Raw genomic sequence first — 25,107 nt, forward strand, 5'->3', positions numbered from 1 at the left:
CGATGCACAGTGAGAGGGAGAGTGTGATGGAGAAGACGGCCATGCCGGGCCGGGTGGCGCCCGAGGTGAAGGCGGCACCCGACAGCGTGACGGCGGCGTTTGAGGACTTCATGGGGGCTTTCGAGGCTTTCCGCGAGGTAAATGACAGGCGGCTTTCCGAGATCGAGGAAAAGCTGACCAGCGATGTCGTGACCCGCGACAAGGTGGAGCGGATCAACAAGGCGATGGACGAGCAGAGCCGGCTGATCGACGAACTCGTGCTGAAGAAGATGCGCCCGCAGCTGTCGCGACCGGGACAGACCCTGGAGGCGAGCGAGGAGCACAAGGCGGCCTTCGAGGCCTATGTGCGGCGCGGCGACGACCAAGGCCTGCGCGATCTCGACCAGAAGGCGCTGTCTGCCGGCGTCTCCGGCGATGGCGGCTATCTGGTGCCTGAACAGGTGGATGGCGAGATCGGGCGAAGGCTCGCTGCCATTTCGCCGATCCGCTCGCTGGCGACCGTGCGGCAGGTCTCGGGCGCCGTTTTGAAAAAGCCCTTTGCCGCGACCGGCTTTGCCTCCGGCTGGGTGGCGGAGACACAAGGCCGACCCCAGACCGGGACGCCGGAGCTTTCCGAACTCTCCTTCCCGACCATGGAGCTTTACGCCATGCCGGCGGCGACCCAGGCGCTCCTGGACGATGCCGCCGTCGATATCGAGGCCTGGATTGCCGCCGAAGTGGACTTGGCCTTTGCCGAACAGGAGGGGACGGCCTTCGTCTCCGGCGACGGCGTTTTGAAGCCGAAGGGCTTTCTCGCCTATGACCAGGTGGCAGAGAGCGCCTGGACCTGGGGCAGGCTCGGCTATATCGCGACCGGCGCGGCCGGCGCTTTTGCTGCAACCGGTGCCTCCGACGTGCTGATGGATGTCGTCTATGCGCTGAAGGCAGGCCACCGGCAGAACGGCCATTTCGTCATGAGCCGGCGCACGCAGGGCGAGGTGCGCAAGCTGAAGGATGCCGATGGCAACTATCTCTGGGCGCCGCCGGCAAGACCGGGCGAGCCCGCCTCGCTGATCGGCTTTCCTGTGACCGAGGCAGAAGACATGCCCGAGATTGCCGCCAATGCGACGGCGATCGCCTTTGGCGACTTCCGCGCCGGCTATCTGGTGGTCGACCGGGTGGGTGTTCGCATCCTGCGCGATCCCTATTCGGCCAAGCCCTATGTGCTCTTCTATACGACCAAGCGCGTCGGCGGTGGCGTCCAGGACTTCGAGGCGATCAAGCTGGTGCGGTTTTCGGCGTGAAAGCCGAGGGCTGAAAAAGCGGCCCCTCTGCGGGTCTGGAGAACACCCCCTCAACTGCAAAATCTGGCACTTAGCCTCTGGCTAAGAGCCGATTTTGCTTCTTCTCCCTCGCGGGGGAGAAGAGCGACGTTTCCGACCGCGCGCTCCTATTTCAAAGGATATCCCCATGACCATTATAGACCTTTCTCCGCCTGTGGCGGAGGCGTTGACGCTTGTCGAGGTGAAGGCGCATTTGCGGCTGGACGGGGCGGAAGAGGATCCGTTGCTTCTGGCGCTGATTGTCGCCGCGCGCGAGCATCTGGAGGGGGAGACAGGGCTGTCGCTGACGGCGCGGGCCTTCCGGCTCTGCCTCGACCAATGGCCGGCGGATGGCATTCTGGCCATTCCGCGCGGGCCGGTGCGCGCCGTAACGGCGGTGACCGTCTATGACGCGGCGGGCATGCCGCAACCGGTGTCGCTTGCCGATCATCTGCTCGATGGCGAGGCGCGACCGGCAAGGCTCTGGCTGCGCGAGGTGCCGAGGCCGGAACGCCGGATGAACGGGATCGAGGTGGAGTTCACTGCCGGATTTGGCGAAAGCGGCACCGACGTGCCGGAAAGCCTGAAGCGGGCCATGCTGATCCATATCGGGGCCATGTATGCCTGGCGCGGTCTGGTGTCACCCGAAATGCAGCCCGCGGTGATCCCGCCGGGCTATGACCGGCTGATTGCGCCCTTCTGCCGGAGGGCGCTCTGATGGGGCGGTTTTACGAAATCGATGCGGGCGCGCTGACGGCAAGGCTGCAGCTTGAGCGGGCGGAGCCATTGCCCGACGGACAAGGTGGGGCGCTGGAAAATTTCATGGCTGTTCAGCCGGTCTGGGCGCGGATCGAGCCGCTTCTCGCCCGCGAGGAGGACTATGCGGCAGGGCAGCGCGCAAGGCTGACGCACCGCGTGATGATCCGGGCGGGGGTGGAGGCAAGGCCGGGCATGCGGCTCACCAAGGGTGCGCGCGTCCTGGTGATCGAGACGGTGAGCGACCCCGACGAGGGCGGTCGCTTTCTTGAGTTGGGATGCCGGGAGATGGAGCGATGACGGGCGCACGCAAAACGGGCCTCGACGAGACGGGGCGGCTTCTCGGCCATGTGCTGCGCACGGCGCTGAGCGAGGCGCTGGAGCGGCGCCTTGCCTTGCGCCGGGCCATGGGCAAGGGCGCGTTCCGCAAGCCGGGAAAGCGGCAGGGCGCGTCTGAGACAGGAGCGCCCGGCGTGACGGGGGAGGGTCGCCATGGGCGCAAAGGTGAATGATCTGCTGGTCGCCCTGCAAAGTGCCGTGTCGAGCGATCCTGTCCTGACGGGGTTTCTCGGTTCCGACGGACTGACCGACCGCCGCCACCGCGCGACCCGCCTGCCGCGACTGAGCCTGGGCTCTGTCGAAAGTCGAGATTATTCAACGGCAAGCGAGGCGTCGCTTGAGTGTTTCCTGACGCTGGAAATCTGGAGCGAGACGGGCCGGAGGGAGGCCGAGCTGCTGGCCGACAGGCTGCGCGCGCTGGCGCTGGGGCTCGGAGAAAACATCGGCGAAACGCGGCTTGCCAACATGCTGCATCGACGCACGGCAAGCCGTCGCGATATGCGGACGGGCTTGTTTGTGGCAGAGGTGACGGTGCGGGCGGTGCTGGAGTGAGAAGGTCGGGGCTGATACCAAATCTCGACGACGCCGGAAGGGACGAGAAGCCGACCGAAGGTGGCTTATGGCAGGCCTCCGGCGTTGTTGCGCCGCCTGGTCGATGCGACAGCATCGCCCGGCGCATTGCGCCGAGCCAGCGGCCCGCAAGAGGCCATCCTATCGGTGCCAATCACCGAGACTTGGTGTTATGCCTGAGTGTCACAGCCAGGGAGCGCAGATGAGGAAACTTCAGTCGGAATAAAGGCCATTGAAAACACCAGGAAATAATTGCTTTCGGGGGTGTTCTGGGACGATTGCCTGACTATGGTCAGGACCGGGGAAAACGATCGAAAACACCGCTCGGCGAGACGCCTGGCGGGTCTCGTTTTTCCGGCGATCACAATGCCTGCCGGGAGAGATAGACCCAGATTTGGCCGATCATCACGGTTGACCGGAATTATGTGCCCGTTGTCCTCTTCGGCGCGGACGGAACAGGTTTTGGAGGACACGACGTGCAGAAGGTTCAGATCGGAGTATGTGGGTTTGTGGTGGCGCTTTTGTTGGCCGGCCCCACCCTTGGCCAGGATGTCAATCAGACGGTCATCAACTGTGATCGCTACGCGGCCAGCAACAACGATCTTGCCACGACCGCCGGGCGTGCCGGCGTCAGATTCAAGGATCTCGACACGGAAAAGGCGAAGACAGCGTGCGAAGCTGCCTATGCTGCCAATCCTGACATAGCCAGGCTTGCTTTCCAGCTCGCCCGTGTCGAAGTCAAGCTCGGAAACTACGAGCGTGCCAGGACCTTGCTCGAGGAAGCGCTGGCCAAGGGCTATACGCTTGCCGCCGTTGAACTCGGCCTCTTGTATGATACCGGGCGCGGCGTGGAAGCGGACCTCAAGAAAGCCCTCGAGCTTTACCAGCTTGCGGCGGATGCCGGCTGGGGTGTGGCCTATTCGAATATTGGCGACCTTTACCGCCTCGGCCTGGGCGTCGAAAAGGATGAGGCGAGAGCCCTGGAACTCTACAATCAGGCCATTGCCAAGGGAAACGAAGCAGCGCTTGGTCGAAAGGCCTTGATGTTGGCAGGAGCGCATCAGGAAGGTGATGATCCCCGTCCCGTGGTTTCCGCTCTGCTGGAGGCGGCCATTCGGGGCGAGGCTGTCGGGAGCGCAGAGCTCGGTCTGGCCTATCTGAACGGGCGCTTCGGGCTGCCGGTCGATCCAGTCGCGGCCAGCGTGCATTTGAAGCGGGGATTCGACGCCGGGGATAATTTCGGCGGTCTCTATTTCGCCATCATCGAGATGGCCAGGTGGGACGGCCATTTTGAGCGCGCTGAACAATTGCGCAGAGCGCTGCAGAGTATCGTTGATTCCGAGGACCACGAGAACCGTGGGCCGGCGCTGGCGCTTCTCGGGCAATTCGGCCTGATCACGGGCTTGAACCGCTCACAGGTGACCGACTTAATCGAGCGTGCTGCTCAGCTGAGCCCAGATCACCACATTGTGCTGAATAGTCGTGCCAATCTGCTGGTCGCCAATGGTGATCTGGCGGGTGCCGATGCGCTGCTTGAAAAGGCGGCCTTGGCACAACCAGATTGGGCTCCCTATTACGCTCGCCGCAGCATCATCCAACTGCGGCTTGGCAATGCCGAAAAGTCCAAGGAGCTTGAGACCCAAGCAAATAACGCCAGAGATGGGCAATATCTGCTGCAATTCATCGGCGGATAACGACGAACGCCAAACCATACGACCGTTTTCAGAACCCGCTCGGCGAAAGCCTGGCGGGTTTGTCATTTCCGGCATCCCGTCAATCGGACGCAGAGAACGGGCAAATGGGCATAAGGCGGTCGTGGAGACCGACCGTCCTCCGGCGAAATTGTACAATCCAAACACAACCGACAAGGAGAGATGCCATGGGCGCGCAGAGGGGCAAGGACCTGCTGTTGAAAATGGCCGGGACTGCGGGTTTCGAGACGGTGGCAGGCTTACGTTCGCGCAGGCTCACCTTCAATGCCCAGACGGTGGATGTGACCGATGGGGAAAGTGCCGGGCGCTGGCGGGAACTTTTGGGTGGAGCCGGGGTGCGGCGGGCCAGCGTAACCGGTGCCGGGTTGTTCAAGGACCAGGCCTCCGATGCGCAGGTCAGATCCGCCTTCTTTGCCGGTGAGATTGCCGACTGGCAGGTGGTCATTCCGGATTTCGGCACGGTGACGGCACCTTTCCAGATCACGGCGCTGGATTATGGCGGCAATCACGACGGCGAAGTGACCTTCGAGATCGCGCTGGAATCGGCAGGGGCCGTTTCCTTTGCCGCCCTATGAGGAGGACGTGATGCGACATCCAGATACAGTGCGACGGGCCAACCGCCGGCGCGGCGAAGTGGAGGCGGTGATCGACGGCGAGCGGCGGATATTGTGCCTGACGCTTGGAGCGCTGGCGGAACTGGAGACCGCCTTCGGCGTCGAGGATCTGGCGGCGCTCGGTGCCCGTTTTCAGAGGGGGCGCCTGACGTCGAACGACCTGATCCGCATTCTGGCGGTGGGCTTGCGCGGCGGGGGAAACCGGTTTTCCGACGAGGACGTGGCCGGTATGGCCGTCGAGGGCGGGGTGACGGGCGCGGCGCGGATTGTCGGCGAACTGCTGGCTGCGACCTTTGCCGATGGCGAGGCGAAGGAAGACAGGCCGATCGCATTTGAAACAAGGCCCCTCCCCAACCCCTCCCCACAAGGGGGAGGGGCTCTGGCAGCGGATGCTGACAGCGATGCTGGCGTGAGCGGTATCCAGGGGTCCTCTCCCCCCTCGTGGGGGAGATGGCCGGCAGGCCAGAGGGCGTCTTGTCCCATGACCGATGTCGAACTGGGAGAAGGGCAGGCTGGACCCGATTTCCCTTGAAAGCCGCAGGCGAACCCGAGCCCGAGACATCTGCTGCACCCTTTCCCTGGGATGCTGTGATGGCCATCGGGCTTGGTCGCCTGCGGCTGGCTACGCGGGATTTCTGGGCGCTGAGCCCACGGGAATTTGCAGCGCTTGCCGGCTTTCTGGAGAAGCGCGGCGGGGCAATGGCGCGGGCGGATCTGGCAAAGCTGATGCGGCGCTTTCCGGATGAACCGCCTGCATGAGGACGAGGAGCGGAGATGGACACGGATATGCACGGGGATGAGCTTGATTTTGCCGTGACGCTGGATGGCACGGCGGCAGCCGGAGTGCTGGCCGATCTGGAGGCACGCTCCGAACGCTTTGGCCGGGCGCTGACCGGTGCTCTGACAGGCGCGGTGCGTGGCGGAAAATCGCTGGAGGAGACGCTCAGGGCCGTCGGTTTGCGTCTGACCGATATGGCGCTGACGGCGGGGCTGAAGCCGCTGGAAGGTCTGCTGGGACAGGCGGCATCCGGCTTGGTCGGATCGCTGTCCGGAAGTCTGTCCGGAAGTCTGGCCGGATCATTGGGAACAGTGACACCCTTTGCCAAGGGCGGGGTTATAACGGCGCCGACCTATTTTCCAATGGTGGGGGGAGCGGGGCTGATGGGCGAGGCAGGGACCGAGGCCATCCTGCCCCTGAAGCGTGGTAGCGACGGGACGCTGGGTGTTGCAGCCGGCGGTGAGGGACAGCCGACCATCCATTTTCATGTGACGGCGACGGATGCGGCAAGCTTTGCCCGCAGCGAAGGCCAGATCACCGCCATGCTGGCGCGCTCCGTCGGGCGTGGGCGACGCGGGCTTTGAGCGCTCAGACGCGATCCGGAAAAGGAAACGATCATGGCTTTTCACGAGCAGCGCTTTCCGTTGCGGCTGTCGCTGACGGCAAGCGGCGGGCCGGTGCGCCAGACCGATATTGTCAATCTGAGCAATGGCCGCGAGGCGCGCAACCGGCGCTGGTGCGACAGCCGCCGCCGCTATGATGCCGGTTCGGGCCTGCGCTCGGTGGAGGATCTCTATGCGGTGCTGGCCTTTTTCGAGGCGCGTAGCGGGCAGCTGCACGGCTTTCGCTTTCGCGATCCGCTCGATTTTGCCTCGGCACCACCGGGGCAGGCGACAAGTGCGCTCGACCAGCGGATCGGCATCGGCGATGGGGTGACCCGGGTCTTTCCGCTGACGAAAACCTATGGCGATGCGGCGGCAAGCCATGCCAGGCGGATCGAAAAGCCGGTGGAGGGCACGGTTCGGGTTTCGGTCGATGGAAGCGTGGTCGACGAGGCGGTGGCCCAATGCGATCCCGTGGCCGGGCTTGTCACCTTTGCTGAAGGGGCCGCGCCGCCGATGGGGGCGGTGATCCGGGCCGGGTTCGAATTCGACGTGCCGGTGCGTTTCGATACCGACCGGATCGAGGTCAATCTGGAAGCCTTTCGCGCCGGGCGCATTCCGGCCATTCCGCTGATCGAGGTGAAGCCATGAGAGCAATTCCCGATGAGCTCGCGACGCATCTGCAGACGGGCGAGACGACGCTCTGCCGCGCCTGGAGGCTGACACGGCGCGATGGCGTCGTGCTGGGCTTTACCGAGCATGACGAGAAGCTCTCCTTTGCCGGCATCCGCTTTGAGGCGGGAAGCGGCTTTGAAGGAAGCGAAGCGGATGGCGCGAGTGGCCTAGCTGCACCCGCTGCCGAGATCGCCGGCGGCTTTTCCAGTGTCGCGATCCGCGAGGCGGATCTTGCAGTAGGGCTTTATGACGGGGCTCGGGTGGAAACCTTCATCGTCAACTGGCAGGCGCCGGAGAACCAGCATCTGCGGCTTTCGGTAAGCGAGATCGGCGAGGTGTCGCGGGCGGGCGGCGCGTTTGGCGCGGAATTGCGAAGCCTTGCCCATCGCCTGTCGCAGGAGACGGGCCGCATTTATAACCGCCGCTGCGATGCCGATCTGGGCGATGATCGCTGCCGGCTGTCCATGGCGGTTGCGGATCGTCGGGTGAGCGGCGAGGTGCTTTCCGTCGAGACGCCCGATCAGCTTGTCATCGGCGGGCTGCCTGTTCTGGTCGATGGCCATTTTCGGCTGGGCCATCTGCGCTTTGATGCGGGGGCGCTGTCGGGCCAGCGCGTGACGATAGAGGAAAGTCTGGCGCGCGGCGGCGACACGCTGATCCGGCTCTGGCTGCCGCTCGACCATGCGCCGGATATCGGCACGGCAGTGACGCTGTCGGTCGGCTGCGACAAGCGCTTTTCCACCTGCCGCGACCGCTTTGCCAATGCGCTCAACTTCCAGGGCTTTCCCCATATGCCGGGCAGCGACTTCGCCTATTCCTATGTGGGCGGAGATACGACCCATGACGGGCGGGTGGTGGTGGGGTGAAGGAGCTGGGGAGCTTTGAGAGGTTCGCGTCGGCGGCACCCCCCTCTGCCCTGCCGGGCATCTCCCCCACAGGGGGGAGAGCGCATATGGGACACCGGTGGCGGTTCCGGGCTCCATCTTCTCCCCTTGGGGAGAAGTGCCGAGCAGACGCGAGGTGATGAGGGGGCCGTCCGGCACAGCTTGAGCGCTTCGCCCCCCTCATCCGGCCCTGCGGGCCACCTTCTCCCCGCTGGGGAAAAGAGGGAGCCCGCTTCGTGCGCCGCTCAAAATCCATGTGCAATTGCCCTGCCCACAAGGGGGAAGATCGGGCTGCCGACTGCCCAAATCGCTGAGCCACATGGCTGGCTGGCTGGCTGACATGAAGCCCTACAGTCAAGATCAAGCGGCAATTCCGGCCTCCACTTGATAATCTGCGCAAACTACGTATTTTGTGCATTATCAGAGAGGGTCGCTAAGATGTCGCAGGCGCATAGAGTTTCCGCCAGTACCTTCGCGAGGCAGTTCGGCAGAATACGTGAAGAGGTCTATCGCCACGGCATGATTGAGGTCACGTCGCATGACCGCGTTGTAGGTGCCTATATCAGCCCACAGGAACTGGAGCATTTCAACAGGCTGAAGCGCGAGGAAGTTCGGGTTCTCGATGCAAGCGAGATTGACGATGAACTGCTGGCCGAGATCGAGAACGCCGAATATGGCGTGATCTCCAGGTGAAACTACCGGAGCCGGTTCCGGGCCTCGTGATCCGTTTTGGCTATACCTAGCAAGCTGCATAGCTACGCGAGAGATGGTGCCACCGGAGCGCACAGTGACGCCCGAGTGAGAGAGTACCCATTCCGGGTACAATCATACCCAAAATGGGTAAATATTGCCCCGAAACCTAAATCCCCGTCTGCCAGATCAATCCGGCTGAGAGAGCCTCGCCCAGATTGCCGCGAAACGCGGACTGTGCGGCCTGCCCGTTCCCCACCTACCCAACCACGCATCTCACACGAAGGAGATCCTCATGCCAATGCAGGGAGAGGCCGTGCTCAAGGCTGCGCGGGGATGGATCGGCACGCCCTATCGGCATCAGGGGTCGGTGAAGGGGGTGGGCTGCGATTGTCTGGGGCTGGTGCGCGGGATCTGGCGGGAGCTTTATGGCGCCGAGCCGGAAGTGGTGCCGGCCTATGCGGCGGATTGGGGGGAGCGGTCGGGGGAGGAGCGCTTGCTGGAGGCGGCGCGGCGGCATTTTGTGCCGGTGGTGGACTCTGGAGGGGCAGGGGCTGACCGAACTCTCCATCATCATGCCGGACTTTCCACAGCGCAGCCGGGGGATCTTCTGCTGTTTCGCTTTCATCCGAAGCGGGCGGCCAAGCATGCCGGCATCTATGTCGATCCAGACCATTTCATTCATGCCTATGAACAGGCTGCGGTGGTGATCTCGCCGCTGGTGCCGTCCTGGCGACGCCGGGTGGCGGCGGTCTTTCGGTTTCCGGAGAACTGACCATGGCAACCATTCTCCTGCAGGCGGCGGGCGCGGCCCTCGGTTCGGTCTTCGGGCCGGTTGGTGCGATGATCGGGCGAGCGGCAGGCGCGCTGGCCGGCAGTGCCATCGACCGGGCGCTGATCGGCGGCAGCACGGTCGAGGGGGCAAGGCTATCCTCGGCGCGGCTTGGCGGGGCTGCCGAGGGAACGGCGATCCCGAGGCTCTATGGCACCGCAAGGCTGGGCGGCACGCTGATCTGGGCCACCCGTTTCGAGGAACAGGTGACGACCGAGCGGCAGGGCGGCAAGGCGAACGGCAATCGGGTGCGCAGCTACCAGTATTTCGCCAATCTGGCGCTGGCGCTCTGCGAAGGTCCGATTACGGGTGTGCGCCGGGTCTGGGCCGACGGGCGCGAGCTGGACCTGACCGAGATCGAGATGCGGGTCTATACCGGCACTCGTGACCAGCAGCCCGATCCGCTGATAGCGGCACGCCAGGGGGCGGGCAATGCGCCGGCCTATCGCGGCATCGCCTATGTCGTCTTCGAGCGCCTGCCGCTTGATGATTTCGGCAATCGCATTCCGCTGTTGCAGTTCGAGGTGATCCGCTCGGTTGGACGGCTGGAGCCGATGATCCGGGCGGTGACGATCATTCCGGGTGCCACCGAACATGGCTATGCGGTGACGCAGGTTTCCGAAAGCCTTGGCGAAGGACAGGCCCGCATCCTCAATCGCAACACGCTGACGGCCTCGACCGACTGGCAGGCCTCGCTCGATGAATTGCAGGCGCTTTGCCCCAACCTCAAGGATGTGGCGCTGGTCGTTTCCTGGTTCGGCACGGATCTGCGCGCCGGTGATTGCCGGATACTGCCGGGGGTGGAGGCTGAAAGCCGCGAAGGTGAGAGCAGGCCCTGGTCGGTCGCCGGCCTCGGGCGGGCGCAGGCGCATTTCATCAGCCGGATCAATGGCAGCCCGGCCTATGGCGGGACGCCGAGCGATGCAAGCGTGATCGAGGCGATCCGCGACATCCGGGCGCGCGGTCTCAAAGTGACCCTCTATCCCTTCATCATGATGGATATTCCTGCGCAGAACGGGCTGCCCGATCCCTATGGCGGCGCCGAGCAGGCGGTCTATCCCTGGCGGGGACGGATCACCTGTTATCCGCCGACAGCCGACAGGACGGCGCAGGCACGCGCACAGGTGGATCACTTCGCAACGCGGGCCGAGGGCTATCGCCGGCTGGTGCTGCATTATGCAGGCCTTGCCGAACAGGCGGGCGGTGTCGATGCCTTTCTGATCGGCTCGGAGCTGCGCGGGCTGACCACGATCAGGGATCAGGACGACCGCTTTCCGTTTGTGGAGCATCTGGTGACGCTTGCAGGCGAAGTCCGCGCGATCCTGAGGCCGACGACGGGCGTGACCTATGCCGCCGACTGGAGCGAATATTTCGGCCATCATCCGACGGATGGATCGGGCGATGTCTTCTTCCATCTCGATCCGCTCTGGGCGCATCCGGCGATCACGGCTGTTGGCATCGACAATTACCTGCCGTTGTCGGATTGGCGCGACGCGGATCTTGAGGCGGAAAATCCGGATGGATTTGAGACGCCCGACGATGCCGCTGCCATGGCCCGGATGATTGTAGGTGGCGAACGCCATGACTGGTATTATGCCAGCGACGAGGACCGCCGCGAGAGGCGGCGTACACCGATCACCGACGGGGCCTATGGCAAGCCCTGGGTCTACCGCGCGAAGGATCTGGAAGGCTGGTGGCAGAACCGCCACTTCAACCGGCGGGGTGGGATCGAACAGGCGGAGCCGACCGGCTGGCTGCCGCAGATGAAACCCTTCTGGTTTACGGAGCTCGGATGCCCGGCGGTGGACCGGGGTGCCAACCAGCCGAATGTCTTCATCGATCCGAAATCAGCCGAAAGCGCCAAACCCCATTTCTCGACAGGCGCACGCAGCGACAGTCAGCAGCGGCGGTTTCTCGAGGCGCATCTGGGGCACTGGACCCGGGCGGACGCTCCACCGGGCATGGTCGACCCCGACCATGTCTATCTCTGGACCTGGGATGCAAGACCGCAGCCGGCCTTTCCCGAGGCCATATCCATCTGGTCGGATGGCGAGAACTGGCGGCGGGGACACTGGCTGAACGGACGGCTGGGGACAGCAACACTTGCCGATACGATTGCGGCAATCCTTGCTGATCACGGCTTTCATGATTTCGATGTGTCTGCCGTGAGTGGCGACCTCGGCGGCTATGTGAAGGGTGATTTCGGCGCGGCGCGGGCGCTGCTGGAACCCCTCATCGACATCTTCTGCCTCGATGTGATCGAGGCGGACGGGCGCTTGCGCTTTCGCAGCCGCAATGCCGCAAGCCTGCCGGCAAGGCGGATCGAGGTACTGGCCGATCTCGCCGACAGGCCGCTCTGGCGCGAGACGCGGGGGCATGACAGCGATTTTGCCGCTGAAAGCATGCTGACATTCATCGATCAGGCGGGCGATTATGCCGAGACCAGCGTGCGCTCGCAGCGGCTGGAGGCGGCAACGCAGCGCGGCCTTGCCCGCAGCCTGCCGACGGTGATGGCGGAACAGGCGGCGCTCGCCGCTGCCGAAACCTGGCTGCGCGACCACCGGCTGTCGCGCCGGCGGCTGGAACTGGCGCTCGGCCCCCATGCGCTGGAGGTCGAGCCGGGCGATGTGCTGAGGTTCGCCGAAGGGCCGGAGGGGCGCTTTCTGGTAACCGAGGTGGAGGACGGGCTGACGCGGCGCCTGACATTGCGCGCCTTTGCCGGACGCAGCGCCCAGGCCGTGGAGGCGGCAAGTCCCGACCGGGATGTCGGCGAGCGGGCGTCCAGCCTGTTTGCGCCTCTGGTGGTGTTTCTCGACCTGCCAAGGCTGGAAGGTGGTGCGGGCGGAGCCTCGGTTGGGGCCTTTGCAAGACCCTGGCGGCGGGTGGCGGTCTCGTCGTCGCCAGAGCAGGAAGGCTATCGGCTGCGCGGTGTGATCGAAAGGCCGGCGACGATCGGGCGCCTGATGGGTGATCTTCAGGCGGGGCCGAGCGGGCGTTTCGACTGGCGCAATCAGCCGGTGGTCGATCTGGTGTCGGGCGAACTGGCGTCAGCGAGCCGGCTTGCGGTGCTGAACGGCGAAAACCGTATGGCGGTCGAGACGGTGACCGGGGCCTGCGAGGTCATCGGTTTTCTGGAGGCTGAGGAGATCACGCCGGGGCGCTTTCGGCTCCGTGGCCTACTGCGCGGGCTTTCGGGCACCGAATGGGCGATGGACAACGGCGCTGTTGCCGGTGCGCGCGTGGTGCTGCTCGATCAGGCGCTGATGCCGCTCGGCCTGTCACTTGAGGAGGCAGGCCTGCCGCAGAATTTCATTCTGGAGCCGGTGGGAAGTGCCGGTGCTCTGGCCGGTCCCTTTACCTTTGCCGGCGGGCTGAGCGCCGAGACGCCGCTGACGCCGTTGCATCTCCGGGCGGTTCGGCAGGCCGACGGCGCCGTCGAGATCCGCTGGAAAAGACGCGGGCGTATCGATGCCGATGGCTGGCAGGCAAGCGAGATCCCGCTGGATGAAGCGGCGGAGGCCTATCGTCTCGAAGTCTTCGACGGTGGGGCCTTGAAGCGCAGCGTGACGACCGGGGTGAGTCGCTGGCGCTATGGCACCGCCGAAGAAGAGGCCGATTTTGGCGCACGCCAATCCCGGCTGTTCCTGAGCGTCCGGCAGATCGGGCGCCTGGCAACCAGCCCTGCGCGGATGACGCAGGTGCCGGTCGTTTAAATCATGCATGAAAATCAATGGAAAAAGGGAGATGATCATGTTCGACACAAAGCCATGGTATCAGTCGAAAACCGTCTGGGGCGCGCTGATCGCGATTGCCGCACCCTTGGCAGACATGGCCGGATTGACAGTGGATGAGGCCATGAAAGGCGAACTTGCCGATCACCTGGTGTCGATTGCCGGCGCATTTGGTGGTATGATAGCGCTCTATGGACGCGTGGTGGCGACCCGACCGATCCGTTGATCCCGATCGAAGACGGGGAAGCCAGTCGGGTATATTTGGGATAACGCAAGCGTGTCTTTCTGCACGGGCATTCATTTGCCATTCAGAAGGCATAGGGTAGAACAACGACACTAGGGCAGGCGTCATCAAGAAGTAAAAAGCAATGGCATCTTACAAGATCATCACAGCACTGGCATTCGCATTGGCGCTATCCGCCATGGCGGATAGCCGCGCGGACGGCCTGCCAGCATCAATGATGCTGGCTCAGTCAAGCGGCCTCGACTGTAACGCCATTGCCCGGCAGGTTGCAGCGGAGGAGGGCGGAGATCTGCTCTCCGTTGACGAATCAGGCGGTCAATGCGTTGTGACCGTGCTGGTGCCCGCAAGCGGTGGCGAGCGTCCACGCAAGGTCACACGGCGGGTGTCCGGCTGACACAATTCGGGCCTACGGGCCATTTATGGCAGAAATTTGGGGGACAGCCTTCATGCGCATTCTGGTGGTCGAGGACGACGTCAATCTCAATCGGCAACTGGTCGAAGCTCTGCAAGAGGCTGGATATGTCGTCGACAAGGCCTTTGACGGCGAAGAGGGCCATTTCCTCGGCGATACCGAGCCCTATGACGCGGTGATCCTCGATATCGGCCTGCCGGAGATGGATGGCATCACCGTTCTGGAAAAATGGCGTGCCAATGCCCGCGTCATGCCGGTCCTGATCCTGACGGCGCGCGACCGTTGGTCCGACAAGGTGGCGGGTATCGATGCCGGTGCGGACGATTATGTGACCAAGCCGTTCCATGTCGAGGAAGTGCTGGCCCGCATCCGGGCGCTGATCCGGCGGGCTGCCGGGCATGCCTCGTCGGAAATCGTCTGTGGGCCTGTGCTGCTGGACACCAAAAGCTCGAAGGCCACCGTCAACGGCACGGCGCTGAAGCTGACTTCCCACGAATATCGGCTATTGAGCTATCTCATGCATCATATGGGCGAGGTGGTATCGCGCACCGAGCTGGTGGAACATCTCTACGATCAGGATTTCGACCGGGACAGCAACACGATCGAAGTCTTTGTCGGTCGCCTGCGCAAAAAGATCGGCGTCGACATGATCGAAACCGTGCGCGGCCTTGGCTACCGAATCCAAGCGCCGGCTGATGCGCGTTAAGTCGCTCACCCTTCGCGTTCTGCTTCTGGCAACCGTCTGGTCGACAGTTGCCCTTTTGACGATTGCTCTCGCAATTTCAGCACTTTACCGCCAAAGTGTGGAGCGCGGCTTTAACAGCCTGCTGCGCGCCCAGCTCTACAACGTCGTCAATTCCGTTTCGATCGATGACGATGCCGGTCTGATCGGTAGCCCGTCGCTTGGCGACCTGCGCTTTTCCCAGCCGCTGACCGGTTGGTACTGGCTGGTCGAGCCGCTTGGCAATTTTTCGGCGGCCCCGCTTGCCTCCACATCGCTTGGCACCAACAATCTCGACGTGCCGGCGCTGGTGCAGCAGCCCTTCGACCAGAATTACGAGCGCTTCTACGAGGCGACGGATACGGCCGGAAATCGGATCCGCATTGTTGAGACGGAAATCGTGCTGGATGAAGAGGGACGGGCGGCCCGCTTTCGAGTTTCCGGCAATCTGGAAGTGGTTGAGGAGGAAATCTCCTTCTTCACGACGCGGCTCAATCTGGCGCTGCTGGTTGTCGGGGTGGGGGGGCTGATGATCAACGGCCTCGCCATCATCTACGGATTGAAGCCGCTCGACCGCGCGCGCCGCGGACTGGAACGCATCCGCCGGGGTGAGGCCGAGCGCATCGAGGGCGATTTTCCAAGCGAGATTCAACCCTTGGCCAACGAGATCAATGCGCTGATCGAAAGCAATCGCCGCCTCGTTGAACGGGCGCGCATGCAGGTCGGCAATCTGGCCCATTCGCTGAAGACGCCGATCGCGGTCCTTCTCAACGAGGCCCGCACGCTGGGCAAGACGCAAGGCGAGGTGGTGACCAGCCAGGCGCAGGCCATGCAGGCGCAGGTGACCTCCTATCTCAACCGCGCCCGCATTGCCGCCCAGCGCGACAGTGTTCTGGCGCGTGCCGACCTCTTGCCGGTTCTCGAACGCCTCACCCGGGTGATGCGCAAGCTCAACACCGAGACAGAATTCGTCCTTGATGTGAGCCCAGATCTGGTCCTTGCGATGGAACAACAGGACATTGAAGAAGTTGTCGGTAACCTGCTGGAGAATGCGGCCCGTTTTGCCAGGACGAGGGTCGTGACCCGCGCTGCCTATACCCAGCCGCCCGATCCGAGCCAGGAAGGACGCAAGGGCTGGGTCGAGGTTTTGGTCGAGGATGACGGGCCGGGACTGGCGCCCGACGAAATCGGCGAAGCGCTGAAACGGGGCCGCAGACTGGACGAAAGCAAGCCCGGGACAGGCCTGGGTCTTTCGATCGTCAAGGAGATTGCCGTCGAGTATCAGGGCAGTTTCGAGCTATCGCGCGCGGAACTTGGTGGTTTGCGGGCTCGACTGGTTCTCCCGGCTGTGACAAAAGACACGGCGTGATCACTTCAGCCTCTGGAAAACGCTTTTGCCATAAAACCGCCATGGCAAGGGCGGAGCGAGAAACGAGATGCAAGCTTATGACACGATGTTTTTGGGGAAATTCGGCTGAGATGGTGCAGGGATCTGACATGAAGAGCGCTTCCATGGTTCGGGCCGTCGCTGCCGCCGGGCTGGCGCTCGGCCTTGCGGCCTGCAGCACCTCGGGCGGTGGTTCCTTCGGTTCGGGCGCACGCTCCGGCTCAAGCATCTACATCGCGGCCCTTCAGGGCGGCATCGTTTCGCGCACCGGCGCCGAACTGTCCCGCAGCGATCTCCAACGAGCGCTTGAGGCGGAATACAGGGCGCTGGAGGCGGCCCCGGGTGGCCAGCCGATTAGCTGGCAGCGCGGCGATGTGCGCGGTGAGGTGGTGGCGGCGGCTCCCTACCAGGTCGGCCAGCAGAATTGCCGCCAATTGACCCACAAGGTGTTCAGTGACGGGCGCGAGGTCTTGGCGCGCGGCGCAGCCTGCCGCAACCCGAGCGGCACCTGGACGCCCTTGACTTAGGTCAAGGATCGCGCCACCCCATAAGCCTATTCCGGTTTTGCGGCCAAACGTCTCAACTTTGCGTCATTGGTCGTTAAACGGTTGGAATGCAACGCTCCTTGAAGTAATTGGGCTTATGTTGTTCTGGATCATCTCTGCTTTTCTGACGGTTGCCGTCGCCGTGTCGCTCTTGCTCCCTTTGTTGAAGGGATCAGGGCGTATCCGTCTGGAAGCCGAGGGCGAGGCCGCGGTCTATCGCGACCAGCTCAAGGAGCTTGAGCGCGACAAGGGACTGGGCCTGATTTCCGACGAAGACGCTGCCTATGCGCGGGCCGAGATTGGCCGGCGGCTTCTGGCCATTTCTCCGGGCGAGGGGCAAGACGCTCCGGTCGGACCGGGGGTGGCAAGGAAGACACGCAACTCCCTGGCGCAGGCCTTCGTGATCCTCTGTCTTCCCGCCATAGGCCTTTCGCTTTATCTGGCGGAAGGCAATCCGGGGATGCCGGACCAGCCGCTCAGCGCCCGGCTTGCAAACCCTGGCGGCAATATCGAGCTGATGGTGGCCCAGGTGGAGCGTCACCTCGCATCCAATCCCGATGACGGCGCCGGTTGGGACGTGCTCGGGCCGATCTATGTGCAGATGAACCGGTTGCAGGACGCCGAACAGGCGTTCCGCAATGCCATCCGCATTCTGGGTCCCACGGCTGACCGGATGAGTGCGCTTGGTGAAACGATCATGGCGCGCAATGATGGCATTGTCACCGAAGATGCCCGGATGGCATTTCAGGCGGCGCTGAAGATCGAGCCGAACAATCCGCGCGCCGATTTCTATCTTGCTCTGGCGCTGGAGCAGTCCGGTCGCAGGGACGAAGCCCTGGCCGCCTTCCAGGCAATCGCCGCAGCCTCGCCGCCCGAGGCGCCCTGGATGCCGCTTGTCAATCAGCATATCGCGACCAATGGCGGACAGGTTGCCCAGGCGACGGCGCCGAACGTGACCGCTGCCGCTCCGGCGGCACCGACTGCGTCGGCGGCTCCGGGCAATCCCTCCGCCGAGGATATTGCCGCAGCGCAGTCCATGGCGGACGAGGACCGCAATGCGATGATCCGTGGCATGGTCGACAGCCTCGATCAGCGGCTGAAGGATGATCCCAACAATTTCGAAGGCTGGATGAGGCTGGTGCGCTCCTATGCGATGCTGCGCGAGCCGGATCGGGCCACGGATGCACTCAAGGCAGGCTTGCAGGCCTTTCCGGCGTCCGGTGCCGAGGGCCAGCAACTGATTGCGCTTGCCCGTGACCTGGGCCTGAATGTCGAGGAGGCTTTGCAATGACCCGCAAGCAGAAGCGGCTGACCGTGATCGCCGGTGGCATGGGATTCCTGATCACCGCCGTGCTTCTGGTGATGTTCGCCTTTGGTCAGTCGATCGCCTATTTCTACATGCCGTCGGACATCGTCGAAAAGGGTGTCGGCCCCGATACACGCATCCGCCTGGGTGGGCTGGTCGGTGACGGCACCGTGGTGCGCGGTGAAGGCTCGACCGTGCGCTTTGCCGTGACCGACGGGGCAGAAACCATCAACGTGACCTATACGGGCATTCTTCCGGACCTCTTCCGCGAGGGGCAGGGCGTGGTCACGGAAGGTAAATTCGACGCGGGCGCCCAGTTGTTTGTTGCCGATACCGTGCTGGCCAAGCATGATGAGAACTACATGCCGAAGGAAGTCGCAGACCGTTTGAAGGAAGACGGGCTGTGGCAGCATGGGGAGGCAATGCAATGATCATTGAACTCGGGCATTACGCTCTGGTCCTGTCGCTCGCGACCGCCATCATCGTGTCGATCCTGCCGATGATCGGAGCCTGGCGCGGCGATAGCGCCATGATGACTGTCGGCACCACCGGCACCTATGCCCTGTTCGGTCTGACGCTGCTGTCCTTCGCCGCCTTGACCTGGGGCTATGTGGTTTCCGATTTCTCGGTTCAGAACGTCTACGAAAACTCGCATTCGCTGAAACCGATGCTCTACAAGATCACCGGTGTCTGGGGCAATCACGAAGGTTCGATGCTGCTCTGGGTGCTGATCCTTGCGCTGTTTTCGGCGCTGGTGGCCTATTTCGGCACCAATCTGCCGGACCGTCTCAAGGCAAATGTGCTGGCTGTCCAGGCCTGGATTTCGACGGCGTTTACCCTTTTCATCCTGCTGACTTCCAACCCGTTCAACCGCCTGTTTCCGGTACCTGCCGAAGGGCGGGATCTCAATCCGGTTCTGCAGGATATCGGCCTCGCCATCCATCCGCCGCTGCTCTATCTCGGCTATGTGGGCTTTTCCGTCTGTTTCTCCTTTGCCATTGCCGCGCTGATCGATGGTCGCATCGATGCGGCCTGGGCGCGCTGGGTCCGTCCCTGGACGCTTGCCGCCTGGGTCTTCCTGACCGCTGGCATCTCCATGGGGTCCTACTGGGCCTATTACGAACTCGGCTGGGGCGGCTGGTGGTTTTGGGATCCGGTCGAAAACGCCTCCTTCATGCCCTGGCTGCTCGGCACCGCCATGCTGCATTCGGCACTGGTGATGGAAAAGCGCGATGCGCTGAAGATCTGGACGGTGCTGCTTGCGATCGTCACGTTCTCGCTGTCGCTGCTCGGTACCTTCCTCGTGCGCTCCGGTGTCCTGACATCGGTCCATGCCTTTGCCACCGACCCGACGCGCGGCGTTTTCATCCTGGCGATCCTGATCTTCTTCGTCGGCGGTGCCCTGACCTTGTTTGCCCTGCGCGCGCCGATCCTGAAGGCGGGCGGGCTGTTCCAGCCGATCTCGCGCGAAGGGGCGCTGGTTCTGAACAACCTGATCCTGACCGTCTCGACGGCATCCGTGCTGATCGGCACGCTTTATCCGCTGATCCTTGAAAGCATCACCAACGAGAAGATTTCGGTCGGTCCGCCCTTCTTCAACATCACCTTCGGGCTGCTGATGCTGCCGCTCTTGCTGGCTTTGCCTTTCGGCCCCTTCCTCGCATGGAAGCGTGGCGATCTGCTGGGGGCGATGCAACGGCTTTACATGGCCGCCAGCCTGTCGCTCGTCCTGGGGCTGGCCTTCTACTACTTCGAAAACGGCGGACCAGTGCTGGTCGTGCCGGTGCTGGCGCTGGCCTTCTTCCTAATGTTCGGGGCTCTGGCCGATCTCTGGTACCGCGCAGGCGTTGGCAAGCAGACGGCAGCGATCGCCTGGGCGCGCTTCAAGGGCCTGCCACGCTCGGCTTTCGGAACGGCGCTGGCCCATTTCGGCATGGGTGTGACCGTTCTCGGCGTCGTCGTCGTCATGACCTATGAAACCGAGACTGTTGTCGAGATGAAGCAGGGGATGACGGCGACCGCTGGTGGCTATGAGCTGACCTTTGACGGCTTGCGTTCGGCAACCGGCCCGAACTTCACCGAGGAGCAGGGACATTTCACCATCCGCAAGGACGGTCACGAAGTGGCCGATGTCTGGTCTTCTAAGCGGCTTTATACGGCGCGCGGCATGCCGACCACGGAAGCCGGGATCGTGACCTTCGGTCTGAGCCAGCTCTATGTGTCGCTTGGCGATGCCATGGAAGATGGTGGCATGGTCATCCGCATCTGGTGGAAGCCCTGGATCATCTGCATCTGGCTCGGCACCGTCTTCATGATGGTTGGCGGGGTGGTGTCGCTCTCTGACCGGCGCCTGCGCGTTGGTGTGCCAAAGCGCCATGCAAAGTCCGTGCAGGGTGTGATGGAGCCGGCGGAATGACGGTTCAACGGCTCCTGATACTTCTGGCCTTGCTGTTCACGCCGGTTCACGCGCTTGCGGTGAACCCGGACGAGGTGCTTGCCGACCCGGCGCTTGAGCAGCGTGCCCGTGCGCTGTCCAAGGAACTGCGCTGCATGGTCTGCCAGAACCAGTCGATCGATGACAGCAATGCCGAGCTTGCCCGCGATCTGCGCCTCGTTGTGCGCGAAAGGCTGGTTGATGGCGACAGCGACGAGGAAGTGCTGGACTATGTGGTGTCGCGCTACGGCGAATTCGTGCTGCTGAGGCCGCGTCTAAGTGCGGCGACGCTCGCCCTCTGGGGCGGTCCTGCCGTCGTCGGTGTCCTCGGTATCATCGCGACATTTGTCTATACCCGGCGTCGCGCAAACGCCCGGGTCGAGAAGCTGACGCCGGAAGAAGAAGCAAGGCTTGGACGCCTGCTTGAGGGCGATTGACGCGCGCCTGACGGGATTGTCATTCCAAGATTACCAATAATTCATGCGCCAGACAGTTCGCTGTAAGGTGACACGACCTATATCACTCCTCATCCACCGCTTCGCGCCGCCAGACCTCCGGCGGTCAAGTCCAGAGGAAGAGATAAAGGTAATATCCATGTTTCTTAAGAACGATCGCACCCGCCTCAAGACCATTCTCAAGAACTCAACGGCCGCTGGTTTGGCAGTCGCCTTGCTCGCCGGCCCGGTCCCGGCTTTCGTGACGCCCGCCTTTGCGGAGCCCGTCTCGGTTCAGGCCCCGCAGGTGCCAAGTTTTGCCGATGTCGTTGAAGCCGTCCAGCCGGCTGTCGTCTCGGTCCGCGTTCAGTCCAACATCCAGAATACATCCGCTCGCAGCGAATCCTTCGGCTTTGGCGGCCGCAGCTTTGAAGATCTGCCTGACGAATTGCAGCGCTTCTTCCGTGAATTCGGCATGCCCGGAATGCCGGAAAGCCGTCCTGACAGAAGCCCACGCGGCGAGCGCGGTGAAGGCCGCATGCGCCCGACCTCGCAAGGGTCCGGCTTCTTCATCTCCGAAGATGGATACATTGTCACCAACAACCACGTCATCGACGATGGCCAGATGTTCACGATCGTCATGAATGACGGCACCGAACTCGATGCCAAGCTGGTTGGCAAGGACAGCCGCACCGACCTCGCCCTGCTGAAGGTTGACGATCCGCAGCGCAAGTTCACCTATGTCAAGTTTGACGAGGACACGCCGGTTCGCGTTGGCGATTGGGTCGTGGCCGTCGGCAACCCCTTCGGTCTGGGTGGTACGGTGACCGCCGGCATCATCTCGGCCAGCGGTCGCGATATCGGCTCCGGTCCCTATGACGACTATATCCAGATCGACGCAGCCGTGAACCGCGGCAATTCCGGTGGTCCTGCCTTCAACCTGAGCGGCGAAGTGGTCGGTATCAATACCGCAATCTTCTCGCCATCGGGTGGCAATGTCGGTATCGCCTTCGCTATCCCTGCATCGGTTGCCACGGACGTCATTGCAAAGCTGAAGGAAACAGGCACGGTTTCGCGCGGCTGGCTCGGCGTTCAGATCCAGCCGGTGACGCAGGACATTGCCGACAGCCTCGGACTCTCTGAAGCGCAGGGTGCTCTGGTGGTTGCCCCGCAGGCAGGCTCCCCCGGCGAGAAGGCCGGTATCCGCGAGGGTGACGTCGTGACCGCCGTCAATGGTGAGCCCGTTGAAGATCCGCGTGATCTGGCCCGTCGCATCGCAGCCTTCGCTCCGAACACCACGGTTGACGTGTCGCTCTGGCGCGATGGCAAGTCGATGGAAGTGAAGGTCGATCTCGGCGAACTGCCGACCGAACAGGCCATGGCCGGAACCAGCGAAGACACCGGCGTTCCGGCCACCGAACAGGCGCTTGCCGGCCTCGGCCTCAGCGTGCGTCCGGCTGAAGACGGTGCCGGGCTTTCGATCGTGACCGTTGATCCAGACTCCGAAGCCGCCGACAAGGGCCTGCAGACGGGTGAGAAGATCACCTCGGTCAACAATCAGGAAGTCTCGTCTGCTGCAGACGTAGCCCGTGTTCTCGACCAGGCTAAGAAGGACGGTCGCACCCGTGCGCTGTTCCAGATCCAGTCCGAAAATGGCAGCCGCTTCGTAGCACTGCCGGTCGATCAGGGCTGACATCAGCAAGGGGAGGGAGGCTCAATCGGCCTCCCGAGCTCGATCAACGACACATGAGCACAAAGGGCGCCGGCGGCAACAAACCGGGCGGCGCCCTTCCTGCGTCCGGCGCAGGGCCACTCCGATCATCGCTTGCCAATCCCCGGCAAGCCATATCCATCGCGGAAACAGACGGACTGTCCCGGCACTGGCGCGCAACAGGCTCCAGGAGACGAAGACCATGACGCAAAGCCGCGAGAGTGTTGAAACCGCTGAATCCGGTTGGACGGAGGCCGTGACTGCCGCTAAGGTCGCACGCATGAAAATTCTGGTTATCGAAGACGATCTGGAAGCCGCAGCCTATATGACCAAGGCCTTTCGTGAGGCGGGCATCGTGGCCGATCATGCGAGCGATGGGGAAAGCGGGCTCTTCATGGGCTCGGAGAATCCCTATGATGTCATGGTTGTCGACCGCATGTTGCCCCGCCGCGACGGCTTGTCGGTCATCAGCGAATTGCGCAAGCGGGGCGTGGAAACGCCGGTCCTGATCCTGTCAGCACTTGGTCAGGTGGACGACCGGGTCACGGGTCTGCGCGCCGGCGGAGACGACTACCTGCCGAAGCCCTACGCCTTTTCCGAGCTTCTGGCCCGTGTCGAGGTCCTGGGCCGCCGCAAGGGCAAGCCCGAACAGGACATGGTTTACCGGGTTGGCGATCTGGAGCTCGACCGGCTTTCCCATGAGGTGAAGCGGGCGGGCAAGGAAATCCTGCTGCAGCCACGCGAATTCCGTCTGCTCGAATATCTGATGAAGAATGCCGGCCAGGTGGTAACCCGTACCATGCTGCTCGAACATGTCTGGGATTATCACTTCGACCCCCAGACCAATGTGATCGACGTGCATGTCTCACGCCTGCGCTCGAAGATCGAGAAGGACTTCGAAAAGCCGCTGCTCAAGACCGTGCGCGGTGCTGGATACATGATCAAGGACGAAGGCTGACATGGCCAAGACCAGTCGCCTCGGTATGCTGTTCAAGTCGACGGCAGTGCGGCTGTCGGCGCTTTACATCCTGCTTTTTGCGCTCTGTGCCGGCTTCCTCGTCATCTATGTGACGGGTCTTTCGGAGCGCATCCTGTTCAACCAGACCCGCGACAGTTTGATGGAGGAAGTGCAGGAAATCGACCGCGCCTATGAACGGGGCGGCATTCCGCTTCTGATCCGCACCATGGAGCGCCGCTCGCGTCAGCCTGGTGCAAATCTCTATGTCATTGCAGGGCCGGCCGGACAGATCCTTGCGGGCAATGTTGCTGCCCTCCAGCCCGGCACCTTCGACAAGGAGGGCTGGACGCGTTTTCCCTTTGCCTATGAGCGTTACAACGAGATCGGTGACAAGCGCCGCCATGTGGCGGTGGGGCATGTGTTGAACCTCGACAATGGCATGCGCGTGCTCGTCGGGCGCGACCTTGGCGAACCGGGCAAACTCCGGCTGCTCGTCCGTCAGGCGCTGATGGTGGCATTGCTGATCATGGGTGTCGGTGCGCTGATCATTTGGTTTGCCATTGGCCGCAATGCGCTGAAGCGGATCGACCGGGTGTCTGCGGCAAGCCAGAAGATCGTCGCCGGTGATCTGTCACAACGCCTGCCGGTCTCCGGTTCTGGCGACGAGTTCGATCGGCTCTCGTCCTCGCTGAATGAAATGCTGGGGCGGATCGAAAAGCTGAACGAGGGCCTGCGGCAGGTTTCCGACAACATCGCCCATGACCTGAAGACACCGTTGACGCGGCTGCGCAACAAGGCCGCCGATGCTCTGGGGACCTCCGATGACGGCACGCGGCGCGGCGCGCTGGAGGCGATCATCGCCGAATCCGACCAGTTGATCCGCACCTTCAACGCGCTTTTGATGATCAGCCGTGTCGAAGCGGGTTCGATTGCCGCCGAACTGAGCGAGATCGATCTCTCGGCAATCGCAGCCGACAGTGTCGAACTTTACGAGCCGGTTGCCGATGATGCCGGCCAGCGACTGACTGCCGATGTCGTGCCGGGGCTGTCCGTGCGCGGCAACCGGGAACTGATCGGTCAGGCGATTTCCAACCTGATCGACAATGCGATCAAATATTCGGCTGAGGAAGGCCGAGAGGGCCAAATCACCCTCAAGGTGGCAAAACGCGGCGGTGGCATTGTGCTGTCTGTCGCCGACCAAGGGCCAGGCATTCCAAGCGACATGCGCGAGGAAGTGGTCAAACGCTTCGTCCGGCTCGACAAGAGCCGCTCCAAGCCGGGAACGGGCCTTGGCCTGTCGCTGGTCGAGGCCATCATGGCGTTGCATGGCGGCAGGCTGGAACTGTCCGACACGCGAACGGACGGGACAGAGCCACGCGGCCTGACCGTTACCATGGTGTTTCCCGCCGTGACCCCTTAACCTGATCGCGAGCAGGGATTCGGGCAGGGGGCCGATCCCCGCGCGAGGAGA

26 protein-coding genes and 1 pseudogene are annotated in these 25,107 nt (G+C 63.1%); all 27 read left to right on the plus strand.

Going from position 1 to position 25,107, the window contains the following annotated elements:
• Positions 1 to 26 precede the first annotated feature (26 nt).
• The gene (locus tag FE840_RS10130; protein WP_138288395.1) at positions 27 to 1,283 is read left to right on the plus strand and encodes a phage major capsid protein; all 1,257 of its coding nucleotides are present in this window, start codon (positions 27 to 29) and stop codon (positions 1,281 to 1,283) included.
• 166 nt (positions 1,284 to 1,449) lie between these two features.
• The gene (locus tag FE840_RS10135) at positions 1,450 to 2,019 is read left to right on the plus strand and encodes a head-tail connector protein (protein WP_138288210.1); all 570 of its coding nucleotides are present in this window, start codon (positions 1,450 to 1,452) and stop codon (positions 2,017 to 2,019) included.
• Positions 2,019 to 2,357, plus strand: a complete 339-nt coding sequence (locus FE840_RS10140; protein ID WP_138288209.1) for a phage head closure protein — start codon at positions 2,019 to 2,021, stop codon at positions 2,355 to 2,357. Before FE840_RS10135 ends, FE840_RS10140 begins: the two co-directional genes overlap by 1 nt.
• Positions 2,354 to 2,569: a hypothetical protein gene (locus FE840_RS10145; RefSeq protein ID WP_138288208.1), complete on the plus strand. Its 216-nt coding sequence runs from the start codon at positions 2,354 to 2,356 to the stop codon at positions 2,567 to 2,569. The genes FE840_RS10140 and FE840_RS10145 overlap by 4 nt, the downstream gene beginning before the upstream one ends.
• Entirely contained in the window at positions 2,550 to 2,948 is a 399-nt protein-coding gene (locus FE840_RS10150; RefSeq protein WP_138288207.1) for a DUF3168 domain-containing protein, read from the plus strand. The genes FE840_RS10145 and FE840_RS10150 overlap by 20 nt, the downstream gene beginning before the upstream one ends.
• Before the next feature lie 494 nt (positions 2,949 to 3,442).
• Positions 3,443 to 4,660, plus strand: coding sequence for a tetratricopeptide repeat protein (locus FE840_RS10155; RefSeq protein ID WP_138288206.1), 1,218 nt, complete (start codon positions 3,443 to 3,445; stop codon positions 4,658 to 4,660).
• Positions 4,661 to 4,845: 185 nt separating this feature from the next.
• On the plus strand, positions 4,846 to 5,253 hold the full coding sequence (locus tag FE840_RS10160; RefSeq protein ID WP_138288205.1) for a phage major tail protein, TP901-1 family: 408 nt from the start codon (positions 4,846 to 4,848) through the stop codon (positions 5,251 to 5,253).
• A gap of 10 nt (positions 5,254 to 5,263) precedes the next feature.
• Positions 5,264 to 5,611 (plus strand): annotated as a pseudogene (locus FE840_RS10165) (gene transfer agent family protein); the annotation flags it as partial.
• A 272-nt stretch (positions 5,612 to 5,883) separates the two neighbouring features.
• Complete coding sequence (locus FE840_RS20865) at positions 5,884 to 6,051, plus strand: phage tail assembly chaperone (protein WP_246318749.1); 168 nt, start codon at positions 5,884 to 5,886, stop codon at positions 6,049 to 6,051.
• Between the two features lie 15 nt (positions 6,052 to 6,066).
• Positions 6,067 to 6,654, plus strand: a complete 588-nt coding sequence (locus tag FE840_RS10175; RefSeq protein ID WP_425502125.1) for a phage tail tape measure protein — start codon at positions 6,067 to 6,069, stop codon at positions 6,652 to 6,654.
• A gap of 30 nt (positions 6,655 to 6,684) precedes the next feature.
• Positions 6,685 to 7,323: a DUF2460 domain-containing protein gene (locus tag FE840_RS10180; RefSeq protein ID WP_138288203.1), complete on the plus strand. Its 639-nt coding sequence runs from the start codon at positions 6,685 to 6,687 to the stop codon at positions 7,321 to 7,323.
• A complete protein-coding gene (locus FE840_RS10185; protein WP_138288202.1) occupies positions 7,320 to 8,213 on the plus strand; it encodes a DUF2163 domain-containing protein in 894 nt (297 codons plus the stop codon). The genes FE840_RS10180 and FE840_RS10185 overlap by 4 nt, the downstream gene beginning before the upstream one ends.
• Before the next feature lie 456 nt (positions 8,214 to 8,669).
• A complete protein-coding gene (locus FE840_RS10190; protein ID WP_138288201.1) occupies positions 8,670 to 8,924 on the plus strand; it encodes a hypothetical protein in 255 nt (84 codons plus the stop codon).
• A 292-nt stretch (positions 8,925 to 9,216) separates the two neighbouring features.
• Entirely contained in the window at positions 9,217 to 9,696 is a 480-nt protein-coding gene (locus FE840_RS10195; protein WP_138288200.1) for an NlpC/P60 family protein, read from the plus strand.
• A gap of 2 nt (positions 9,697 to 9,698) precedes the next feature.
• Complete coding sequence (locus tag FE840_RS10200) at positions 9,699 to 13,466, plus strand: baseplate multidomain protein megatron (protein ID WP_138288199.1); 3,768 nt, start codon at positions 9,699 to 9,701, stop codon at positions 13,464 to 13,466.
• Positions 13,467 to 13,503: 37 nt separating this feature from the next.
• The gene (locus FE840_RS10205; RefSeq protein ID WP_138288198.1) at positions 13,504 to 13,710 is read left to right on the plus strand and encodes a hypothetical protein; all 207 of its coding nucleotides are present in this window, start codon (positions 13,504 to 13,506) and stop codon (positions 13,708 to 13,710) included.
• A gap of 142 nt (positions 13,711 to 13,852) precedes the next feature.
• Entirely contained in the window at positions 13,853 to 14,122 is a 270-nt protein-coding gene (locus tag FE840_RS10210; protein ID WP_138288197.1) for a hypothetical protein, read from the plus strand.
• 52 nt (positions 14,123 to 14,174) lie between these two features.
• Positions 14,175 to 14,846, plus strand: coding sequence for a response regulator transcription factor (locus FE840_RS10215; protein WP_138288196.1), 672 nt, complete (start codon positions 14,175 to 14,177; stop codon positions 14,844 to 14,846).
• Positions 14,836 to 16,230: a sensor histidine kinase gene (locus tag FE840_RS10220; protein WP_138288393.1), complete on the plus strand. Its 1,395-nt coding sequence runs from the start codon at positions 14,836 to 14,838 to the stop codon at positions 16,228 to 16,230. Before FE840_RS10215 ends, FE840_RS10220 begins: the two co-directional genes overlap by 11 nt.
• Positions 16,231 to 16,373: 143 nt before the next feature.
• On the plus strand, positions 16,374 to 16,775 hold the full coding sequence (locus FE840_RS10225) for a hypothetical protein (RefSeq protein WP_425502212.1): 402 nt from the start codon (positions 16,374 to 16,376) through the stop codon (positions 16,773 to 16,775).
• A 115-nt stretch (positions 16,776 to 16,890) separates the two neighbouring features.
• Positions 16,891 to 18,084, plus strand: coding sequence for a c-type cytochrome biogenesis protein CcmI (ccmI, locus tag FE840_RS10230; RefSeq protein WP_138288194.1), 1,194 nt, complete (start codon positions 16,891 to 16,893; stop codon positions 18,082 to 18,084).
• A complete protein-coding gene (gene ccmE / locus FE840_RS10235) occupies positions 18,081 to 18,530 on the plus strand; it encodes a cytochrome c maturation protein CcmE (protein ID WP_138288193.1) in 450 nt (149 codons plus the stop codon). The genes ccmI and ccmE overlap by 4 nt, the downstream gene beginning before the upstream one ends.
• Positions 18,527 to 20,515, plus strand: coding sequence for a heme lyase CcmF/NrfE family subunit (locus tag FE840_RS10240; protein ID WP_138288192.1), 1,989 nt, complete (start codon positions 18,527 to 18,529; stop codon positions 20,513 to 20,515). The genes ccmE and FE840_RS10240 overlap by 4 nt, the downstream gene beginning before the upstream one ends.
• On the plus strand, positions 20,512 to 20,970 hold the full coding sequence (locus FE840_RS10245; protein WP_138288191.1) for a cytochrome c-type biogenesis protein: 459 nt from the start codon (positions 20,512 to 20,514) through the stop codon (positions 20,968 to 20,970). The genes FE840_RS10240 and FE840_RS10245 overlap by 4 nt, the downstream gene beginning before the upstream one ends.
• Positions 20,971 to 21,127: 157 nt before the next feature.
• On the plus strand, positions 21,128 to 22,660 hold the full coding sequence (locus FE840_RS10250; protein WP_138288190.1) for a Do family serine endopeptidase: 1,533 nt from the start codon (positions 21,128 to 21,130) through the stop codon (positions 22,658 to 22,660).
• Positions 22,661 to 22,880: 220 nt separating this feature from the next.
• The gene (locus FE840_RS10255; protein WP_138288189.1) at positions 22,881 to 23,636 is read left to right on the plus strand and encodes a response regulator transcription factor; all 756 of its coding nucleotides are present in this window, start codon (positions 22,881 to 22,883) and stop codon (positions 23,634 to 23,636) included.
• Position 23,637: 1 nt separating this feature from the next.
• Positions 23,638 to 25,056, plus strand: coding sequence for a sensor histidine kinase (locus FE840_RS10260; protein WP_138288188.1), 1,419 nt, complete (start codon positions 23,638 to 23,640; stop codon positions 25,054 to 25,056).
• Positions 25,057 to 25,107: the final 51 nt, after the last annotated feature.

Source organism: Peteryoungia desertarenae, assembly GCF_005860795.2.
Taxonomy (GTDB): domain Bacteria; phylum Pseudomonadota; class Alphaproteobacteria; order Rhizobiales; family Rhizobiaceae; genus Allorhizobium; species Allorhizobium desertarenae.

What these genes read in the sequence shown, in the direction of transcription:
- FE840_RS10130 (WP_138288395.1), top strand. Translation starts at nt 27, where the DNA reads ATGGAGAAGACGGCCATGCCGGGCCGGGTGGCGCCCGAGGTGAAGGCG.
- FE840_RS10135 (WP_138288210.1), top strand. Translation starts at nt 1,450, where the DNA reads ATGACCATTATAGACCTTTCTCCGCCTGTGGCGGAGGCGTTGACGCTT.
- FE840_RS10140 (WP_138288209.1), top strand. Translation starts at nt 2,019, where the DNA reads ATGGGGCGGTTTTACGAAATCGATGCGGGCGCGCTGACGGCAAGGCTG.
- FE840_RS10145 (WP_138288208.1), top strand. Translation starts at nt 2,354, where the DNA reads ATGACGGGCGCACGCAAAACGGGCCTCGACGAGACGGGGCGGCTTCTC.
- FE840_RS10150 (WP_138288207.1), top strand. Translation starts at nt 2,550, where the DNA reads ATGGGCGCAAAGGTGAATGATCTGCTGGTCGCCCTGCAAAGTGCCGTG.
- FE840_RS10160 (WP_138288205.1), top strand. Translation starts at nt 4,846, where the DNA reads ATGGGCGCGCAGAGGGGCAAGGACCTGCTGTTGAAAATGGCCGGGACT.
- FE840_RS20865 (WP_246318749.1), top strand. Translation starts at nt 5,884, where the DNA reads ATGGCCATCGGGCTTGGTCGCCTGCGGCTGGCTACGCGGGATTTCTGG.
- FE840_RS10175 (WP_425502125.1), top strand. Translation starts at nt 6,067, where the DNA reads ATGGACACGGATATGCACGGGGATGAGCTTGATTTTGCCGTGACGCTG.
- FE840_RS10185 (WP_138288202.1), top strand. Translation starts at nt 7,320, where the DNA reads ATGAGAGCAATTCCCGATGAGCTCGCGACGCATCTGCAGACGGGCGAG.
- FE840_RS10190 (WP_138288201.1), top strand. Translation starts at nt 8,670, where the DNA reads ATGTCGCAGGCGCATAGAGTTTCCGCCAGTACCTTCGCGAGGCAGTTC.
- FE840_RS10195 (WP_138288200.1), top strand. Translation starts at nt 9,217, where the DNA reads ATGCCAATGCAGGGAGAGGCCGTGCTCAAGGCTGCGCGGGGATGGATC.
- FE840_RS10200 (WP_138288199.1), top strand. Translation starts at nt 9,699, where the DNA reads ATGGCAACCATTCTCCTGCAGGCGGCGGGCGCGGCCCTCGGTTCGGTC.
- FE840_RS10205 (WP_138288198.1), top strand. Translation starts at nt 13,504, where the DNA reads ATGTTCGACACAAAGCCATGGTATCAGTCGAAAACCGTCTGGGGCGCG.
- FE840_RS10210 (WP_138288197.1), top strand. Translation starts at nt 13,853, where the DNA reads ATGGCATCTTACAAGATCATCACAGCACTGGCATTCGCATTGGCGCTA.
- FE840_RS10215 (WP_138288196.1), top strand. Translation starts at nt 14,175, where the DNA reads ATGCGCATTCTGGTGGTCGAGGACGACGTCAATCTCAATCGGCAACTG.
- FE840_RS10220 (WP_138288393.1), top strand. Translation starts at nt 14,836, where the DNA reads ATGCGCGTTAAGTCGCTCACCCTTCGCGTTCTGCTTCTGGCAACCGTC.
- FE840_RS10225 (WP_425502212.1), top strand. Translation starts at nt 16,374, where the DNA reads ATGGTTCGGGCCGTCGCTGCCGCCGGGCTGGCGCTCGGCCTTGCGGCC.
- ccmI (WP_138288194.1), top strand. Translation starts at nt 16,891, where the DNA reads ATGTTGTTCTGGATCATCTCTGCTTTTCTGACGGTTGCCGTCGCCGTG.
- ccmE (WP_138288193.1), top strand. Translation starts at nt 18,081, where the DNA reads ATGACCCGCAAGCAGAAGCGGCTGACCGTGATCGCCGGTGGCATGGGA.
- FE840_RS10240 (WP_138288192.1), top strand. Translation starts at nt 18,527, where the DNA reads ATGATCATTGAACTCGGGCATTACGCTCTGGTCCTGTCGCTCGCGACC.
- FE840_RS10245 (WP_138288191.1), top strand. Translation starts at nt 20,512, where the DNA reads ATGACGGTTCAACGGCTCCTGATACTTCTGGCCTTGCTGTTCACGCCG.
- FE840_RS10250 (WP_138288190.1), top strand. Translation starts at nt 21,128, where the DNA reads ATGTTTCTTAAGAACGATCGCACCCGCCTCAAGACCATTCTCAAGAAC.
- FE840_RS10255 (WP_138288189.1), top strand. Translation starts at nt 22,881, where the DNA reads ATGACGCAAAGCCGCGAGAGTGTTGAAACCGCTGAATCCGGTTGGACG.
- FE840_RS10260 (WP_138288188.1), top strand. Translation starts at nt 23,638, where the DNA reads ATGGCCAAGACCAGTCGCCTCGGTATGCTGTTCAAGTCGACGGCAGTG.